The sequence below is a fragment of the Exiguobacterium sp. Leaf187 genome (genome assembly GCF_001423925.1).
GTDB classification, from domain to species: domain Bacteria; phylum Bacillota; class Bacilli; order Exiguobacteriales; family Exiguobacteriaceae; genus Exiguobacterium_A; species Exiguobacterium_A indicum.
The window spans coordinates 397,223-412,882 of sequence record NZ_LMPR01000009.1 but is presented as its reverse complement, the minus strand read 5'-3'; the positions used below and the strand labels follow the sequence as shown (position 1 = coordinate 412,882).

20 protein-coding genes are annotated in these 15,660 nt (G+C 45.8%); 14 read left to right on the top strand and 6 right to left on the bottom strand.

The annotated features are described in order from the left end of the window. The first annotated feature begins 29 nt into the window (after window positions 1-29). Window positions 30-467 (top strand): hypothetical protein, encoded by a 438-nt coding sequence (locus ASF99_RS06145; protein WP_055967776.1) that lies wholly within the window; start codon window positions 30-32, stop codon window positions 465-467. A gap of 43 nt (window positions 468-510) precedes the next feature. Here the strand turns inward: ASF99_RS06145 and ASF99_RS06140 are convergent, their stop codons facing one another. The 6 genes from ASF99_RS06140 to ASF99_RS06115 form a co-directional block, all read right to left on the bottom strand. Then, the gene (locus ASF99_RS06140; protein ID WP_023468133.1) at window positions 511-978 is read right to left on the bottom strand and encodes a hypothetical protein; all 468 of its coding nucleotides are present in this window, start codon (window positions 976-978) and stop codon (window positions 511-513) included. Between the two features lie 124 nt (window positions 979-1,102). After that, entirely contained in the window at window positions 1,103-1,549 is a 447-nt protein-coding gene (locus ASF99_RS06135; RefSeq protein WP_035397643.1) for a MarR family winged helix-turn-helix transcriptional regulator, read from the bottom strand. A gap of 13 nt (window positions 1,550-1,562) precedes the next feature. Next, window positions 1,563-2,768 (bottom strand): MFS transporter, encoded by a 1,206-nt coding sequence (locus tag ASF99_RS06130; protein WP_035397645.1) that lies wholly within the window; start codon window positions 2,766-2,768, stop codon window positions 1,563-1,565. Window positions 2,769-2,946: 178 nt separating this feature from the next. Further along, on the bottom strand, window positions 2,947-3,768 hold the full coding sequence (locus ASF99_RS06125; protein ID WP_055967774.1) for an SDR family oxidoreductase: 822 nt from the start codon (window positions 3,766-3,768) through the stop codon (window positions 2,947-2,949). Window positions 3,769-3,793: 25 nt separating this feature from the next. Next, window positions 3,794-5,206 carry an aldehyde dehydrogenase gene (locus ASF99_RS06120; protein WP_235515876.1) on the bottom strand — a complete coding sequence of 471 codons (1,413 nt, stop codon included), beginning with the start codon at window positions 5,204-5,206 and terminating at the stop codon, window positions 3,794-3,796. A 97-nt stretch (window positions 5,207-5,303) separates the two neighbouring features. Continuing rightward, the gene (locus ASF99_RS06115; RefSeq protein ID WP_023468128.1) at window positions 5,304-5,666 is read right to left on the bottom strand and encodes an ArsR/SmtB family transcription factor; all 363 of its coding nucleotides are present in this window, start codon (window positions 5,664-5,666) and stop codon (window positions 5,304-5,306) included. 434 nt (window positions 5,667-6,100) lie between these two features. On the opposite strand from ASF99_RS06115, the gene ASF99_RS06110 reads away from it, so the two are divergent. The 13 genes from ASF99_RS06110 (at window position 6,101) to ASF99_RS06045 (ending at window position 15,474) form a co-directional block, all read left to right on the top strand. Beyond that, window positions 6,101-7,327, top strand: a complete 1,227-nt coding sequence (locus ASF99_RS06110) for an MFS transporter (RefSeq protein WP_055967773.1) — start codon at window positions 6,101-6,103, stop codon at window positions 7,325-7,327. A 15-nt stretch (window positions 7,328-7,342) separates the two neighbouring features. Further along, window positions 7,343-7,852 carry a GNAT family N-acetyltransferase gene (locus ASF99_RS06105; protein ID WP_055967770.1) on the top strand — a complete coding sequence of 170 codons (510 nt, stop codon included), beginning with the start codon at window positions 7,343-7,345 and terminating at the stop codon, window positions 7,850-7,852. 226 nt (window positions 7,853-8,078) lie between these two features. Then, window positions 8,079-8,972, top strand: coding sequence for a DMT family transporter (locus ASF99_RS06100; RefSeq protein WP_055967768.1), 894 nt, complete (start codon window positions 8,079-8,081; stop codon window positions 8,970-8,972). A gap of 28 nt (window positions 8,973-9,000) precedes the next feature. Then, window positions 9,001-9,468: a DUF7878 domain-containing protein gene (locus tag ASF99_RS06095; RefSeq protein WP_055967764.1), complete on the top strand. Its 468-nt coding sequence runs from the start codon at window positions 9,001-9,003 to the stop codon at window positions 9,466-9,468. A gap of 20 nt (window positions 9,469-9,488) precedes the next feature. Then, window positions 9,489-9,710, top strand: coding sequence for a hypothetical protein (locus ASF99_RS06090; RefSeq protein WP_055967762.1), 222 nt, complete (start codon window positions 9,489-9,491; stop codon window positions 9,708-9,710). 38 nt (window positions 9,711-9,748) lie between these two features. Then, window positions 9,749-10,006 (top strand): hypothetical protein, encoded by a 258-nt coding sequence (locus ASF99_RS06085; protein ID WP_055967759.1) that lies wholly within the window; start codon window positions 9,749-9,751, stop codon window positions 10,004-10,006. Window positions 10,007-10,239: 233 nt separating this feature from the next. After that, complete coding sequence (locus ASF99_RS06080; protein ID WP_055967756.1) at window positions 10,240-11,118, top strand: NmrA family NAD(P)-binding protein; 879 nt, start codon at window positions 10,240-10,242, stop codon at window positions 11,116-11,118. Next, window positions 11,105-11,398, top strand: coding sequence for a hypothetical protein (locus ASF99_RS06075; protein WP_023468121.1), 294 nt, complete (start codon window positions 11,105-11,107; stop codon window positions 11,396-11,398). The genes ASF99_RS06080 and ASF99_RS06075 overlap by 14 nt, the downstream gene beginning before the upstream one ends. Window positions 11,399-11,434: 36 nt before the next feature. Continuing rightward, window positions 11,435-11,854 (top strand): RrF2 family transcriptional regulator, encoded by a 420-nt coding sequence (locus ASF99_RS06070; protein ID WP_055967752.1) that lies wholly within the window; start codon window positions 11,435-11,437, stop codon window positions 11,852-11,854. Between the two features lie 53 nt (window positions 11,855-11,907). Beyond that, complete coding sequence (locus ASF99_RS06065; RefSeq protein ID WP_055967749.1) at window positions 11,908-12,762, top strand: NmrA family NAD(P)-binding protein; 855 nt, start codon at window positions 11,908-11,910, stop codon at window positions 12,760-12,762. Between the two features lie 857 nt (window positions 12,763-13,619). Continuing rightward, a complete protein-coding gene (locus tag ASF99_RS06055) occupies window positions 13,620-13,901 on the top strand; it encodes a hypothetical protein (RefSeq protein WP_055967746.1) in 282 nt (93 codons plus the stop codon). An 18-nt stretch (window positions 13,902-13,919) separates the two neighbouring features. After that, window positions 13,920-14,258 carry a hypothetical protein gene (locus ASF99_RS06050; RefSeq protein ID WP_055967744.1) on the top strand — a complete coding sequence of 113 codons (339 nt, stop codon included), beginning with the start codon at window positions 13,920-13,922 and terminating at the stop codon, window positions 14,256-14,258. A gap of 37 nt (window positions 14,259-14,295) precedes the next feature. Further along, window positions 14,296-15,474 (top strand): hypothetical protein, encoded by a 1,179-nt coding sequence (locus ASF99_RS06045; protein ID WP_055967742.1) that lies wholly within the window; start codon window positions 14,296-14,298, stop codon window positions 15,472-15,474. Window positions 15,475-15,660 lie beyond the last annotated feature (186 nt).

Genomic DNA, 15,660 nt, shown 5'->3' with positions numbered 1-15,660 from the left:
AAATAAAGAAAATCCATCGGGGGTGTCTCATGAAACGTGGTCTAACATTAGCCGTTCTACTGGTCCTCGTCGTTTGCGTCATCGTTTTCGAACCGTTCCGTGGTGCGCCACCGAATCCCGAAGTCGAGGCAAACGGAAAGGATGTTCCGACCGTCCAAGGGTCTTACTGCTGGGATAGCTTACTTCGCAGTCGATGCGGTGATAAAATTTACCGCGATGGACTCGATATGGCAAATGGACAAAAAGCAGTTAATGTTTCTGCCGGCGCATCCGTTCGCGTCAAATTATCAGGCAATCCAGAAGAAGTTAAGCTAACACAATGGGACGAACAGAAAAAGAAATCTCCTGTTGTATTGAAAGATGACCAATTCAACGTCCCGACAGAACCTGGTCTCTATGCGTACGAACTAAACTCGCGCTGGAAACAAGGAGACGGACAATTCGGATTCTTACTGAAAGTGCAGTGAAACAATAACCCCCTTGACGTACGATGACGTCAAGGGGGTTATTTCATCCTGCTTGGTGATAAAGTTGCAAAATGCCAAAGACAGTCAAGATTATATACCCTGTCCCGATGAACAGAAAGACCGGGCGAATCAATTGATCCTTCGGTTGGCGCGTAATGCCTTCGAAGAAACAACCGGTGATGAAACCAAGAATCAAGATTCCAAGATACATCAATATGAACGTCAGGATGCGACCTCCAAGACCAGTCTGCAACAAAAATGGCGAGAGCCAAATCAGTATCCCAATAAAACTAGCAAGCCCAAGAATTCCGATCACGATACCGTATAGCGGTCGTACTGTATTCAGACGCTTGAAAAAACGTTGTCGCTCAACGAGCATCATCGCCGACAGACATGTCAGTAAGAACACTACCAAAAAGTAGAGCGTTTGTGAGATTGGCTCCGTCATCGAGAAGAGTGGCGTGCTGAGTACGACAAGTAGTGGCAATACGCTAAGTATAAAGAATTTCACTGTAATTCTCCTTTCAGTGAATCAATATAAAAGGTGTTTCTGAATCACTTATGACTTAGCGTATCATACAAATCATTCCAGGATTTTCCCATTTGATTCGTTCTGATTATGAAAATCCGTTTACTTACGATCGATGGAGTTCCTGAAATCGATCAATCATGCGCACAAGGGAACGATTGATGATATCCAGTTCCATTTCGTCAAGAATCGTCGTCATCTCCTCCGCCAATTGCTCTTCAATCTCATCCATCTTTCGCAAATAGGCTACCCCATTCGTATCGAGTTGGATGAAACTTTCCCTTAAGTTTGCTGGATTCTTTCGACGCTTGATGAATGTACGTTCTTCCAAAATCTTGAGTACTTGACTGACCGCACTCTTCGAGATTCCCATCGTTCGTGCGATTTCCGTCGACGTCCAGGAGTCTTTTCGTTTGAACAATAGCAGTAGCTGTTCCTGTTGTTGACTCAAAGCAAACGGATTCAACGCTGCGAAAAACTTCGCCAGCTGAAGATCTAGTTCATCGATACGCCGATACATCGTCAAGATGTCCTGTTTTTTTGATCCTTCCATTGTTTTCCTCCTGTCATGAAATGTTCCGAAAATCTCGACTTCTGCGATAGAGTAACAGACCACAGACGACACCAATCACTGCGAACGCAATCAGTAGGAACTGGATAGGAATTTCGATCGCGACTAGCAGCGATAAGACCGCGAACGCAATCGGTTCTAGACCGGAAGCGGCAAGCGCCATGATGCTCATGACGCGTCCGATCTTATCCGGATCACTCCGCTCCTGTAAAATCGTCACGGTCGGCAGATAGACGAGCATCAACAAAAATCCACTCATCGCCGCCGTGAAAGCAAGTAACGGAATCGATGCCACCTGGGTGTACAGCAAGAAAGCACCTAACGTCAAAAACAGCGCACGAAAGACGAACCGACCGCGATGAATCGACCTTAGAAACAACACGACGACACTGGCAACAAATGTCCCGACAGCAAGACCACCTTCGATGAGACTGAGATCCGCTGCTGACCCTTTCGCTGCGCCGACGAGAATCGGGATGCTCATGATCAACGGTCCCATGACGAATAGATTGACGATGGCAATCGACAACGTACCGGCACGTAAGACGGGCGTCTCTTTGACATATCGAATCCCTTCACGCAAGTCGCGTAAGACCTGACGTATCGAGAGGACGGAGGTATCAGGAATAGGATCGCGAATTAGCCGCGGCAGGACCAGTACGGCTGCAATAAAGATTAAGATCATCGCTGTCCCGAAGCTCAGTCCAAATCCCCCTTGCGTCAGCAGAAGTCCTGCGAGAAACGGACCGATGACGAACATCAATTCGAGTGATCCTTGAAATAAGGAATTCGCCCGCTGTAATTGCGACGCAGGAACCAGAGACGGCAACAAGGACGATAAAGCAGGATAAGACATGCCATCCAAAATGCCAAACACGACAGAAATCAACAAGAGTGTCCCGACCGAGTACGCATCAGCGTAATGTAAAAGAACGACACCGAGCATCAAGAACGCCTGTCCGAGATTCGTCCAAAAGAGAAGACGGCTTTTTTGGAATCGATCCGCGAACACGCCACCAAACACCATCATGATGACTCGGGGCAACGACACGGCAGTTAATATCAGACCAAGCAAAGCGGGCTGTCGCAAGACATCAATCGTCAACCACGACACACTCAAGAAGAAGATTGCAAAACCGAGCGTTAATGTCATACCGGACAACCACATGAAGACAAAGCGTTGATTCCTCAGCACTGCCATGAATCAGACTCCCTTTCCTTATAGTTAAGTTAACTAAACTATATGAATCGACCGATTGCTTGTCAACGGATCAATCGGTTAACGAGGCTGATTCAAAAGTCAGTCTCTATAAAAATAAGGATGGCAGAATGATGATCTGCCACCCTTATCGCATTCTTTTTGCGTCAGTCTCGACTAATCATGCTTTTTCGATGACACGACGGACGATCCGGAAAAAGACCGCGTGCGGCAAAAATCGTTTCAATCGAATTAAGTTCGCTGCGTTCTTACCGACAGGATAACGCATCTTTTTCGAGTCATCCATCACGGCACGGTGAATCGCACCCGCGACGACTTCCGGTCCTTCGGCTTCTTCTCCTGCTGCGTTCGAATTTTTGAGTGCCGTTTTCATATAGGTGGCGTAATCCGCGATGTCCGTTTGCACGAGATCTTGCGACCGTCCGTAGAAGTCGGTCTTGATCGGTCCTGGTTCGATCAGTTTGACGGCGATCCCGAGCGGAGCAAGCTCATAATGCAACGATTCCATGAATCCCTCGACAGCCCATTTCGAGCTGTGGTACAGGCTATAGATTGGAAACGTGACTTGTCCCCCGACGGATGTCACGGTCACGATCTTCCCCTTTCGCTGTTTTCGAAAGAGCGGCAATGCCTGACGCGTCACGTTCATGACGCCGAAGACGTTCGTATCGAATTGACGCTTGATTTGCTCCGGTGTCGCCTCCTCGAAGATGCCGACCGCACCGTACCCTGCATTGTTCAAAAGGACGTCGATCGTACCGAAATCGTTCGTGATAGCTTCAAAGGCTAGACGAATGCTCCTCTCGTCCGTGACATCCAGTGCATACAAGCGAACACCTGGTAATGAGGCGAGGTCACTTGACGTCTCCGGCTTTCGCATCGTTGCTGCGACTTGCCATCCTTCCTGACTGAACCGTTCGACGGTTGCCCGTCCGATTCCGCTAGATGCTCCCGTGATGACGATCGTTTTCTTTTGTTTCATTGTGAATTCTCCTTTGTAGTTTGACTTAGCGTGCAAAATAACGTTTTGCGATGGTCATTTTTTTCGATGTGTACGGCGCGTAGCGTAACGATGGATCAAGTTTCGTCGACGTTTTGACGATGCTCTTCGCATGCGAGAACGTCTCAAAGGTGTGTCTGCCGTGATACGCCCCCATCCCGCTACTACCGACTCCACCAAACGGCAGTTCAGCGTTCATCAGATGCACCATGCCATTGTTGATACATCCTCCTCCGAACTCGACGTGCTCCAAGAAGTAGGATTCCATCTCCAGTGATTCCGTATAGAGATATAAGGCGAGTGGATAACGGTTGCGGCGAATGATCGAGACAGCTTGTTCCGGTGAGCTGAACGATACGATCGGAAGTAACGGACCGAAGATTTCTTCTTTCATGATGTCGTCCTCAAGCGATACAGCGTCAAGCAATGTTGGCTCCACGTAGCGATCCGCTAAATCGATTCGTCCTCCGTGAACGATCGTGCCTTGTTGCATCAGACGTTGCAGAGCGTGTACGCGGCGCTCATTGATGATGCGTCCATAACTTTCACTCATTTGTGGATCCGCTCCGAAAGCACGTCTGATTTCTGCTTTTAGCAACTGGATCAACGCATCCTTGACCGTCTCTTCAACGAGCAGATAATCCGGACAGACACACGTTTGACCAGCATTGAAAAATTTCGACCAGACGATCCGTTTCGCTGTTATCTGCAGATTGGCACTCTTATCGACGATGACGGGACTCTTCCCGCCAAGCTCAAGTGTCGCCGGTACCAGTTTGGCAGCCGTCTTCATGGCGATATGTCGTCCGACACCCGGGCTTCCCGTAAAGAAGACATGGTCGAAGCGGAATCGATCGAGTAACTGGTCACCAACGACTGCCCCATCACCGAGGACGACACTGATATAGTCTGGATCGAACGTCGTTGCGATGAGCTCTGCAATCAAGCCCGACGTATGCGGTGTCAAATCCGACGGTTTCAAGACGATGCAATTCCCGGCTGCGATTGCGCCGATGACGGGTGCAAGCAACAATTGGAACGGGTAATTCCATGGTCCGATGATCAAGACGACGCCGAGCGGATCGTGCCGAATGAAGCTCTTTGACGGCTGCAGGACGAGTGGTGTTGCGACTCGCTTCGGCTCCATCCAGCGCGCCAATTGTTTTTTCGCTTCACGTAGCTCTTGATAGAGCACGCCGATTTCTGACGTGTAAGCTTCAAATGTCGGTTTTCCTAAATCTTTTGCTAATGCTACGAGAATCCGTTCTTCGTTTGATCGGACTAACTGTTCCAGCCGTTCGAGCTGACGTAACCGAAAATCGATCGTCTTCGTTTTCCCTGCATCAAAGAACGCACGTTTCCCACTATAGACTTCTTCGGTTACGGCTTGATCTTGTAAAATCATGGTTGGATGTTGCATCATTCATCGCTCACTTTCATTATGTTCTTTCGTTTAAACATTTAAACGTTTAGTGTAAAATCAAACTCTCTTCTCATGTGTGAGAAAAGAGCCTCGTTCAGCGTAGGATACAATCTTCTTCAATGGCTGCCGTCAATGTTTTTAAGACGTTGACCGCTTCTTGTAAAGTCAGATAATAGTAGTTCTCCGTACCGACTTTCTCAGAAGCGACGATTCCTGCTGCCCGCAATACTTTCAGGTGATGCGAAATCGCTGGTCGAGATAACGAAATTTTTTCATCCAATTGACTGACGTTCAAACGATCGTACCGTGCCAATTCAATGATGATCGCTTGACGATTGACATCCGATAAGACTTGAAAGATCGGAATCGCATCTTGAAAATACCCTACCGCTGCGTCTAGAGCTTGTACATCCTGTTCATTTTTTCTCATAGCGCCTCCGTTTAAACGTTTAAACATTTAAATTCATGCTCCTAATTTACAATCCTTTCTTTCCGTTGTCAACTGATTCATTTCAATTTCCTATTTACAGGTTCAGGAAACTCATGATAGGATGGTAAAAATTACATGATTCAAACGCGTCGAAGAGAACAGTACGTCATCTCGGCTTTTCCTAGAGAGCTCCGATTGGTGGAAAGGAGCATCAGCCATTGACCGAACCAAGCCTCTGAGCAGCACGGTGGAACCGAATCGGGGATATCGTGACGGGTGCTCCCGTTATCGAGCTCAGGTATTTGCCGTTTGAAAACGGTCGTACCGATGAAGGCGATACCGGTGACGGTCTCGCGAACAGGGGTGGCACCACGACACGTACAGTCTCGTCCCCAAGACCAACGTCTTGGAGGTGGGATTTTTTTATTGGCTTAAAACACAATAAAAAAGGAGTGTGTCATATGTCGAATTGGAAATACCCTGGGTTGCTATTACTTGGTGTCGGTGTTTCGAACGTCGGTGCTTGGATCTACTTCATCGCCTTGAATTTAATTGTCCTTGAACGAACGGGATCAGCGTTTGCCGTCTCCGTTCTCTATATTTTATTGCCGATTTCCGCGCTGTTGACGAGCCTCTGGTCCGGTAGTGTCGTCGATCGGATCAATCAGCGCCGCTTGCTCGTCATGCTTGACGTCTCGCGTGCCGGACTCGTCTTTTCACTGACACTGATCGATTCGTTGTATGTCCTCTATGCGCTCGTCTTTATCCTGAACATCGGCAACACACTGTTTGAGACATCGTCATTGATCTACATGACGAAGCTCGTCCCGGAGACGAGTCGCCAACGGTTCAATGCGTTGAAGAACTTTATTCAATCAGCCGGCTTTATTCTCGGACCGTCGATTGCTGGATTCTTATTTTTGATCGGTTCTCCGGAGACGGCAATCATCCTGAATGCGGGAGCGCTGTTGTGTTCTGCAGCCTTACTGTTCGTATTGCCTGACGTCCGTCTGGCGGCGACTACAGCGGTCACCTTCTCACTCCGAGTGATTCTCGCGGACTGGAAAGAGACGCTTCAGTTTGCACGGACGCGTCGCTATATCACGCTCGTCTACGCCTTCTATGCGCTGATGATCGTCCTGATGAGCGGGCTCGATTCGCTCGAAGCCTCGTTTGCGACGATTGTTCTGCAGCTGGATGAGAGTACGTATGGATTTCTCGTCAGTATCGCCGGAATCGGTATCATCTGTGGTTCTGCCGTCAATGCGACCTTCACACGTCGCTTGTCGCTCCGCTTCTTGATTCAATTTGGAGCACTGATGACACCGATCGGATATTTGATCTTTGCCACAGCGACATCGTTCCTGACGGCAGCAATCGGCTTTTTCTTGCTGACGTTCGCCCTTGCGTTTGCGAACACCGGCTTCATGACGTTCGCTCAAACGCACATTCCGGTCGAAACGATGGGACGATTCCTCAGTAGTATCCACGTCGTCCAGTCAGCTGGTGTCATTCTCTTGACGGCGTTGATCGGTTTCTATGCGGAGACCTCAATCCGCTTGACGTATGCCGTCGCTGCAGTCAGCTTCCTGATCATCGGTGGATGGATCGTTTGGATCGTCCAGGATCGAACGAAACGGCATTATTTTACGACGGAAACGGACGAAACGATCAAGCTTTCGTCATGAGAAAGGAAGGTAATCATGAACCTGACCGCAAAACGAATTTTCCTCCGTCCGATTGACGTGACCGATGCACACGTCTTATTCGAACAAACCCAGGATGAGACATTACGTTATTTGACTGGTACGACAGCAACGTTTTCGATTGAACAGATCGAACAGCACATTCTTTCGATTCAAGCTGATCCATCGCGCTTCGATTTCGCCATCTGTTTGAATTCCGGTGAAATGATTGGTGAATGTTCCATTTTAGACATTGAGGCAGAGTTGAAACAAGCGGGCTTTCGTATTTCGATGCGTGCCCTCCCCTGGACCGGTCAAGGATACGGGACAGAAGCGATCGCGTGTATCATCCGGTTTTGTTTCGAGGAACTTCGACTTCATCAACTTGAACTTGAAGTGTTTTCGCATAATGAGCGAGCCATCACTGCGTATAAAAAAGTTGGCTTTCACATCGTAGAAACGATTCCTGATGCTGTATCCTATCAAGGGATTTCGTTTGATGAGATTGTTATGCGGAAATGGAATTGACTCTTAGCTTTAAAATCAATCGTCGAAGCTGACGATAAGTGATTATTTTCTAACTTATTGTATTTTTCGATTTAGCGTTTCCCATCACTGACTGCCTGCAGACGATCAGTGATTTTTTTGTGCCAGAATAAGATTTTCACGGAATCTTCTTTCTAGACGTTCATATTTGTTAAGATGATAGACAGGAAAAGATTTGGAAATAAAAATACATAAACGAGGATCAACTATGACATATTTCATGTATCTATTTTGTTTAATCGTCTGGGGACTGAATTTCATTGCTGTCAAAATCCAAGGAACTCCCGTCGCCTTGGAAGTATCCCTGACCTATCGATTAGCGATGACAGCCCTTCTCTTCATCGCCTTCGCGTTATTCGTTAAACGAACGAACAAACCTACCGTAACGGACCTGCCTTTCATCGTCGTATTCGGTGTCTGTAACTTCGCTCTGAGTTACTTATGTCTCTATTACGCGACGATGTTAAGTTCTGCTGCCATCGTGACGTTGATTTTCTCACTAAAGGTCATTCTGACACCAATCGCTCTGCGTCTGTTTTTAAAAGAGACGCTCCATGCGCGCGTCTGGATCGGCGGATGTTTTGGCATCATCGGTGTCGGTGTTCTGCTCGTTCCGAGTCTAAGCAGCATCCATGGACTGACCAATCTGAAAGGTGTCTTGATTGCTCTAGTCGGCACGCTATTAACGGCAGTGGGTGACGCCAGTTCAGCGCGTAACGCTAAGCAGCGGATCCATCCGGTTCATGCCAATGCGATCGGATTCACTGTCGCGAGTCTACTGATGGGCGCAATCGTCTGGTTACAGGGAACACCGCTTACGCTCCCGACAAGCGTGACGTATCTTTCTGCCTTAATGTATTTAACTGTGATCGCATCGTTTCTTGCGTGGCTGTTTTATTTGAAACTCGTCGAACGGATCGGTGGTGCGAAGAGCGGTTATATGGTCGCGCTATTCCCATTGATTGGCGGTATGGCATCAGTATTGATCGGTGAATCGACGCTATCCCTTCCTCTAGTCATCGGTTTTTTGTTTAGTTGCATCGGGGCTTCGATTGCTCTAGGGATCCGTCCGTCTCGGCAACGAAATAAAGTATTCAGCTAATTTCAATTTTTAAACCGGAGTGATAAATATGTCTCGAATCACATGTACATATGATTTTTTAAATTCACCGAACGCTATTTCAAATGCTTCAGCAAGAGACATCCCCACCATTCTGTCGATTGAAGCGAATGTCAAAATCATCATTGATCATGCACTATATCTTGAAACATCATTAGCCATCTTCGAGTTTTATAAATCGTTGTATCGGTGGAAAAGATTGGTGACACCTTCATGTACTCCTGCCTTTTATTATTATTCGGTGGAGTTTGACCATGATGAAGAAAGGGCAATCGTATCGATGGTCCCTTCTGCTGATCAAGGAAACATTCAATCGATTTGGGGCGATGAACGGATGAACACTGTTTTTCCGCTCGACACCTTAGTGACGTGCTTGTCTGATTTAGAAAGGCAACTGCGATTCGATCTTGAAGCGTACTTCGACATTCAGCTGGATGCCTTCATCCGTCACATTCCCTATTCGTCACCAAATCGCTAATAGAATGAGGAGACTTCTATATGCTTGATTTATCTCAGTTCCAGATCGAGCTTGATATCAGGAAGCCAACACCCTATTTTCAGTCAATACCAGAACGCCGTATCCGCTTTTTAATGGAAGACCTAACTGCCTCGCAGTTGAAAGAAATTCTTCAGATGATTTTTCAAGAAGACAGATCCATCTTCTATTCGTCGCTGCGTACATTCATCGTCATCGGCGTTATTCAGCAAAAGCACGAGTAGGCTCGTCGATTACGATTCGAAACTGGAAAGAGTATATCGTGGAAGATAAAGGAGATTATACGGGTGTCGTCTATGAACATGTGAAACATATAAAGCTAGATGAAGTCATCTCCTACTGCTTAAACGTTTATCGAGGGCACACGGCAGCTTACATCGTCTTCTTTGACTCGGATTTCCTTTTGTATGTGTCGACTGATGTAGTGGATGTCATCGGAACAGACGTGAATGCGATTAGGTCACTCAAGGAAACATACGCGCAAATTTACGATAGCCTTCACGACAAGTACGTCGAGTAATATTCATAATAAACCTAGATATGTAAACATAAGTATTAATAATTAATTTTTTTGAATATTAAGGTTCATATATTGAATAAATGGAATACTTAATTATGTTTTTAGCAGGAACTATCATCTATCCGGTATTTGAAGGATAATTAGGGTATTATATAACTAATACAAGTATTTTATTTACCACTTTCCAACATCAGTGATGCCTCGTTCATCTAAGAGAGGAAAGGAATTTTCCCATGATTTTCATTACGGACTTTTCTTCACCGATCGGGCAGCTCGTCAGCCAACGTATGCGCACGGAAGAACAGCCTTTTTGCATCGGGGTATCCGATCCACAAGCCGCTTCCGAATTATATGGAGAGCATTTTGACTTTCGTCGATTCGATGTCCAAGATGCTTCGACGTTCGTAGAGGCACTCGCAGGATGCGATCAAATCTTTCTCGAATTTCCTGCAAACGCGGACTTGGAGACATTCGAATATTTTATTCATTATCTCAGACAGACTGCCCTGCAACACATCGTCTACCTCTCAAGCAAAGACGCTCTATCCCTCCCATTCACGCCACATCATCGTATTGAAGTCGTCATTCGCCAAACCGACATTCCCTACACGATTATTCGTCCTAGCTACTACATGCAGCATTTAAACATGTTCATGCGAGATATGTTACGAGATCATGCACACCTCTTCGCACCGGCAGGAATTGGTAAGACGTGCATGATTGATGCCCGTGACGTAGCGACCGTCGTGATGACGTGTCTTGAAAACCCAGCCACTCACTTCAATAAAATCTATACGATCAGCGGTGAAGCGGCTTACAATTTTTACGAAGTCGCCCGACTTCTCGGAGAAGAACTTGAAACAGAGATCATGTATACGAACCCGTCGATTGATTTTTTCCGGTCCTTTATGATGCAACATGGATTGTCTTACGAAGAAACCAATGAAATCATCAAACTTCATGTGCCAATCTTATTAGCTCTAGCGGATGAGACGGATAACCACTTTCTAGAACTAATTGGTGAACGACCGATCACCCTTCGGCAATATATAAAAGACCACCTATCCGATTGGGTAAATGAAGAGGAGGGCAAAGCATATGATTACTCATGAACGAGCACTGTTCGTTCGTCAATGCATCGTCGATTATTATCACCGGCTCGGCATTCATTGTCAGGTGACGATATTCACAGAGTACCCATTGCAATTGTTGCTCGACTTCGACTCTCGAAGAGATGAACTGATTACGCCTCAACGGCGAAGCCTCTCCTGTCGGTACATTCGCGCACACCTCATTTCTGCTTTGATCACATTCGATGATTCCTACACGCATGTTTACATGACGAAAGCGCCCTTTTCCTCCATGACGCGATATTGTCTCTTGATTGTCTGAAATCATCGTCAGTCAAAAATGAAAGGAGATGCGATCGTGCGGTTGAAACGTGCTACGGAACATGGCTTACTGACATTACTTTTTTTGGCACACACCTCAAAATCGATGACACGAAGAGGAGAATACGTAAAGACGAGAGATATTTCGCTTCAATGTAACATCTCGTACGAGCATCTTACGAAGATCATTTCAATTTTAGGAAGAGCAGGTCTTTTACGAACCCATGCTGGACGAGAAGGTGGTGTTCAACTCCTTCCATTGAGTCATACTGTCCGGGTCGGAGAAGTCGTCGCATTATTCGAACGTCCGCTTTTCCCGGGAACGCGTTATCAGGTACGTGCGTTAGATCAACTATTAGATGTTGCACTGATTTCGTTCTTTAATACGCTCAATCAAGTTACGATAAAGCAATTAGCGGACGATTTACCACCTCACTTTTTCTTAGACATATCATGATTTACTTCTCATCAAACAGCAGTTCAGTCAAGTGTACAGGAAGGACGTTACACATGACGATTTTAGTAACAGGATTCACAGGAAACGTCGGACTAGCCGTCGGTCATGCAATGATGAAGCGACATATTCCCTTTCATGCGGCTGTCATCGACCCAGCAGCTGCTTCAGAGAAATTCGGCAATGCTTTTCACTATCGTCACCTGGACTACGCCGATATCTCAACGTTTTCACAAGCGTTAAAAGGCGTCGATCAACTCTTTTTGATGTATCCGTCCCAAGTATCAACACGACAGTTCCATCTCTTTCTGCGCTATTTGCGCTTCACCTCAGTCCGGCACATTGTTTATCTCTCGTTCAAGGATGTTCCAGTCTTTCCGCTGACACCTCACCATACGATCGAAAAAATCATTCAAGAGACCGGTATCCCGTTTACGATCATCCGTCCCGGATACTACATGCAAAATTTGAATCTCTTCATGCGTGATGACATCCGTTTTCACGAGCAGATCGTTACGCCCGCTGGTCTTGGGAAGACAAGCATGATCGACATCCGGGATATCGCGACGTTCGTCATCCATTGCCTCGAACATCCTGCTCCCCATTTCAATCGTGTCTATACGTTGCATGGCGAGGAAGTTTTCGGTTTCCATGAGATCGCAAGTCTGATGACGCTACTCTTAGGAAAGACGATTCGTTACACGAACCCTTCGATTCCATTCTTCCAAATGAAGATGGTCCAAAAAGGATATCCGAAAAGCTACGTCAATGAAGTCATCATGTTACACCTCCCGATTAGTCTTGGACTCACGAAACGAACGAACAGTCAATTCCGCGAAGTGACTGGCACCGAGCCGATTCCCCTAAGTCAATATATTCTCGATTATCAAGCCCACTGGGAGAAGCATTGATTCCTCTATTCTTCGTAAAAGGAAAATGACTTCCTCAAAAGACGCTGATTGTTTCGTCATATGTTCCATTCTGAAGAACCATAGCTAGTTTCACTTCATTTAGGTTCCTCGCAAAATCGATATTACGCTCTTTAAGCGCTAAGAAGTCGTCTAAAAAAAGTATAGGAGTTCAAATAACTACTTTCTTAACCTCTATTCTTTCATTGCACCTAGTCGTCTCAAAGAGACACGTGTGCCTCATTCATAATCCCTTCATCCATTTGAAGGGATTTGATAGTTTATTGTGGAAAATGATTCTATATGAAGATTCTTTTGCATGATATATGACTTGATTGATTTTAATTTCCGATTTAACACTATTATTTATTCAATAAAGGAGGAGCTGGTATCCTTAAATTCATTTTGATTGGCTCACTACTTGCCGTGATTGCTTTTTTATCTATTTTGAGCCATTTCGGATCGAACCCTACGACCCCGACGTCGAAGTAAACGGTAAAGCGATTCCAACTGTCCAAGGTTCTTATTGCTGGTCCAGTTTGTTCAGTGCTCAATGTGCGGACATGATCTATGTGGATGCTTTACACATGACTGAAAAAAGTAAACCCGTCATCGTCTCACCCTCTGACAAAATTCATCTCTCGTTTGATCGTAAACCCGATTCGCTCGAAGTCGTACGCTGAGATTCGAAAACGAAAAGTGAACAGGTTTCATTAAAAAACGACATTCTTATCGCACCTTCTTCTCAAGGTACGTATACCTATGAGGTCGTTGCCGGATGGAACGAACATGGTGACGGTCTATCCGCCTTTTTGATTCAGGTCCGATGAACCCCCCACTCAAACAGGAGATGAATAACAATGCGTAAAGATTTTCGACTCTGGCTTCCCTTACTTTCACTTGCCGTCTGTCTGTTCAATGCCTTTGGCTACGACGACAAAAATATCTTGTTGTTTCTGACGAGCCCTGTTTTCTGGCTTCTTGAATCACGATCCTTTCTTGGAACATGGCTAGATTCCTTCCATGTCCCACTGTTCCTGATCTATATCCTGACCTTGATCAGTTGGTTCTTGATTGGCTTACTGATTGATGTCATTCTTTCTGTTTTGTTTAGACGATCGTCTAGACGCATCCATGATTAACTGAGGAGGAAAATACATATGGGACCAACCAATGACATGTGGGTGTGGGTACTTTCCTACGCATTCTTTTTCATCACGCTTATCAGTGCAATCTTCGTCGCGATCAAGCATCCAGCCTTGAGAAAAGCGTCGATCCGAGCGGTGGTAGCGATGCTTTTCCTGTATGCACTATTCATTTGGAACTCCATGTACCGTCTTGACATTACAGAGTTCAGACATTTTTACGAAGGATTGACGACACTGCGACCGTGGGCATGGATGTGTGTCTTCTTGTTCGCCTACACATTAAAGTGGTGGTATCTCGTGTTTCTTTACACCCGTCGTCCGACTCCCTCTTCACATGAAATGCAGCAATGAACTACATTTCTGAAAACCTTTAAAGGAGCTATCCGATATGAAATTACATCACTTCGCATCCATCTTTTGTCTTTCGACCATCGTTTGGACGACAGCGGGTTGTACCATGATGGAAGAACAAGCAACACCGCATGTAGCACAAAAAAATGTCGCGTCACCTGAACAAGTAAACACTTCCTTGAAGAAAGCAACGACCGACTCCAAGAACCAACAAGCAATCGAATTAGAAAAGCAGTCGGAGCGCATCACGTTAGGTCAAACGAAAACGTACGACCTTTCTTCCTTATTAAGCAAACACCGTGTCTCGATCGATCCACAGTATGCTTATCAAAACCAGATGTTTTACTTGGATCTACAAGAAAATAAGAGCACCATTTATACATACGATACGAAACGACAGCACAACAAAATCGTCCATGCGACGAAGCATGCAATCCCGATGATGACGGGTACAGGTGAATTTTTACTATGGGTCGAAACGGAACAACCGACGAAAACAGGTGTAAAATGGTCGATTCGTCAATTGAAGATTACGACGAATCAGGTGACGACGCTCGATGTCGGTGAAAGTCGCTTCGATACGTCCCCTCCGAGAATCGATGTTACGTCAACTCGGGTTTCCTGGATCACGCAAGAAGCGACTGCACAAAAAACGGTCTCCACGATAAAAACGTATTCCTTAAAAACCGGAAAGATCACACCACTCCAGTCCTTCATCTTAAAAACAGGAAAGGTACGAGACGGTCTATTCACATACGAGCACCGCGATAGCGATGACGGCGTGACCTTATACACGTCTCACTTTAACAACGGAAAGAACGTCCGTGTGCTTGAGACGCTGGATGGTGCCTACAAAAAAGAGATATCCGGATTAATCGATTTCAGTCGCAGCGGTACCTATCTCGCTCTTGGAACAGAAGGCGACGCCATATTCCAACCCATCGGATTGGACGAACAGACGCTGAACTATTCCGCTTCCAGTGCCCAGACGACGATCGACGGCATTCAGTTCCTCTCAAATACACAAGTCATCTTCCGCGAAGGCATCCATCAGTTGATGTATGCGAACTTAAAAGCGAAGACCGTCGCTCCTCTGACTAACTTTGAAGAGTTGGTTTCCATTCCTCTTTACCATGACGGTGTACTGGCGTACAGCATCACGAATGGAACGAAAACGACGTACCATCTTGTAAACTTGAAAGCTTCAAATTACTAGACACGACAGTAAAAAAGCTTTTAAATCGTTTAAATCAAAAAATAAAAAACGATAACAAACTAAATGTAAGCCTAGATCAACTCAATTGGGAGAACTAGGCTTATTTTTAAGTTCTATATTTTAATAGTAGCTATTTTTAAAATCTGAACGACATTAGAACATTACGTTAAATATAAATCCAATATA

What these genes read in the sequence shown, in the direction of transcription:
- ASF99_RS06105 (WP_055967770.1), top strand. Translation starts at nt 7,343, where the DNA reads ATGAACCTGACCGCAAAACGAATTTTCCTCCGTCCGATTGACGTGACC.
- ASF99_RS06145 (WP_055967776.1), top strand. Translation starts at nt 30, where the DNA reads ATGAAACGTGGTCTAACATTAGCCGTTCTACTGGTCCTCGTCGTTTGC.
- ASF99_RS06075 (WP_023468121.1), top strand. Translation starts at nt 11,105, where the DNA reads ATGATTACTCATGAACGAGCACTGTTCGTTCGTCAATGCATCGTCGAT.
- ASF99_RS06130 (WP_035397645.1), bottom strand. Translation starts at nt 2,768, where the DNA reads ATGGCAGTGCTGAGGAATCAACGCTTTGTCTTCATGTGGTTGTCCGGT.
- ASF99_RS06065 (WP_055967749.1), top strand. Translation starts at nt 11,908, where the DNA reads ATGACGATTTTAGTAACAGGATTCACAGGAAACGTCGGACTAGCCGTC.
- ASF99_RS06125 (WP_055967774.1), bottom strand. Translation starts at nt 3,768, where the DNA reads ATGAAACAAAAGAAAACGATCGTCATCACGGGAGCATCTAGCGGAATC.
- ASF99_RS06115 (WP_023468128.1), bottom strand. Translation starts at nt 5,666, where the DNA reads ATGTTTAAACGTTTAAACGGAGGCGCTATGAGAAAAAATGAACAGGAT.
- ASF99_RS06120 (WP_235515876.1), bottom strand. Translation starts at nt 5,206, where the DNA reads ATGCAACATCCAACCATGATTTTACAAGATCAAGCCGTAACCGAAGAA.
- ASF99_RS06080 (WP_055967756.1), top strand. Translation starts at nt 10,240, where the DNA reads ATGATTTTCATTACGGACTTTTCTTCACCGATCGGGCAGCTCGTCAGC.
- ASF99_RS06110 (WP_055967773.1), top strand. Translation starts at nt 6,101, where the DNA reads ATGTCGAATTGGAAATACCCTGGGTTGCTATTACTTGGTGTCGGTGTT.
- ASF99_RS06055 (WP_055967746.1), top strand. Translation starts at nt 13,620, where the DNA reads ATGCGTAAAGATTTTCGACTCTGGCTTCCCTTACTTTCACTTGCCGTC.
- ASF99_RS06090 (WP_055967762.1), top strand. Translation starts at nt 9,489, where the DNA reads ATGCTTGATTTATCTCAGTTCCAGATCGAGCTTGATATCAGGAAGCCA.
- ASF99_RS06045 (WP_055967742.1), top strand. Translation starts at nt 14,296, where the DNA reads ATGAAATTACATCACTTCGCATCCATCTTTTGTCTTTCGACCATCGTT.
- ASF99_RS06135 (WP_035397643.1), bottom strand. Translation starts at nt 1,549, where the DNA reads ATGGAAGGATCAAAAAAACAGGACATCTTGACGATGTATCGGCGTATC.
- ASF99_RS06095 (WP_055967764.1), top strand. Translation starts at nt 9,001, where the DNA reads ATGTCTCGAATCACATGTACATATGATTTTTTAAATTCACCGAACGCT.
- ASF99_RS06100 (WP_055967768.1), top strand. Translation starts at nt 8,079, where the DNA reads ATGACATATTTCATGTATCTATTTTGTTTAATCGTCTGGGGACTGAAT.
- ASF99_RS06050 (WP_055967744.1), top strand. Translation starts at nt 13,920, where the DNA reads ATGGGACCAACCAATGACATGTGGGTGTGGGTACTTTCCTACGCATTC.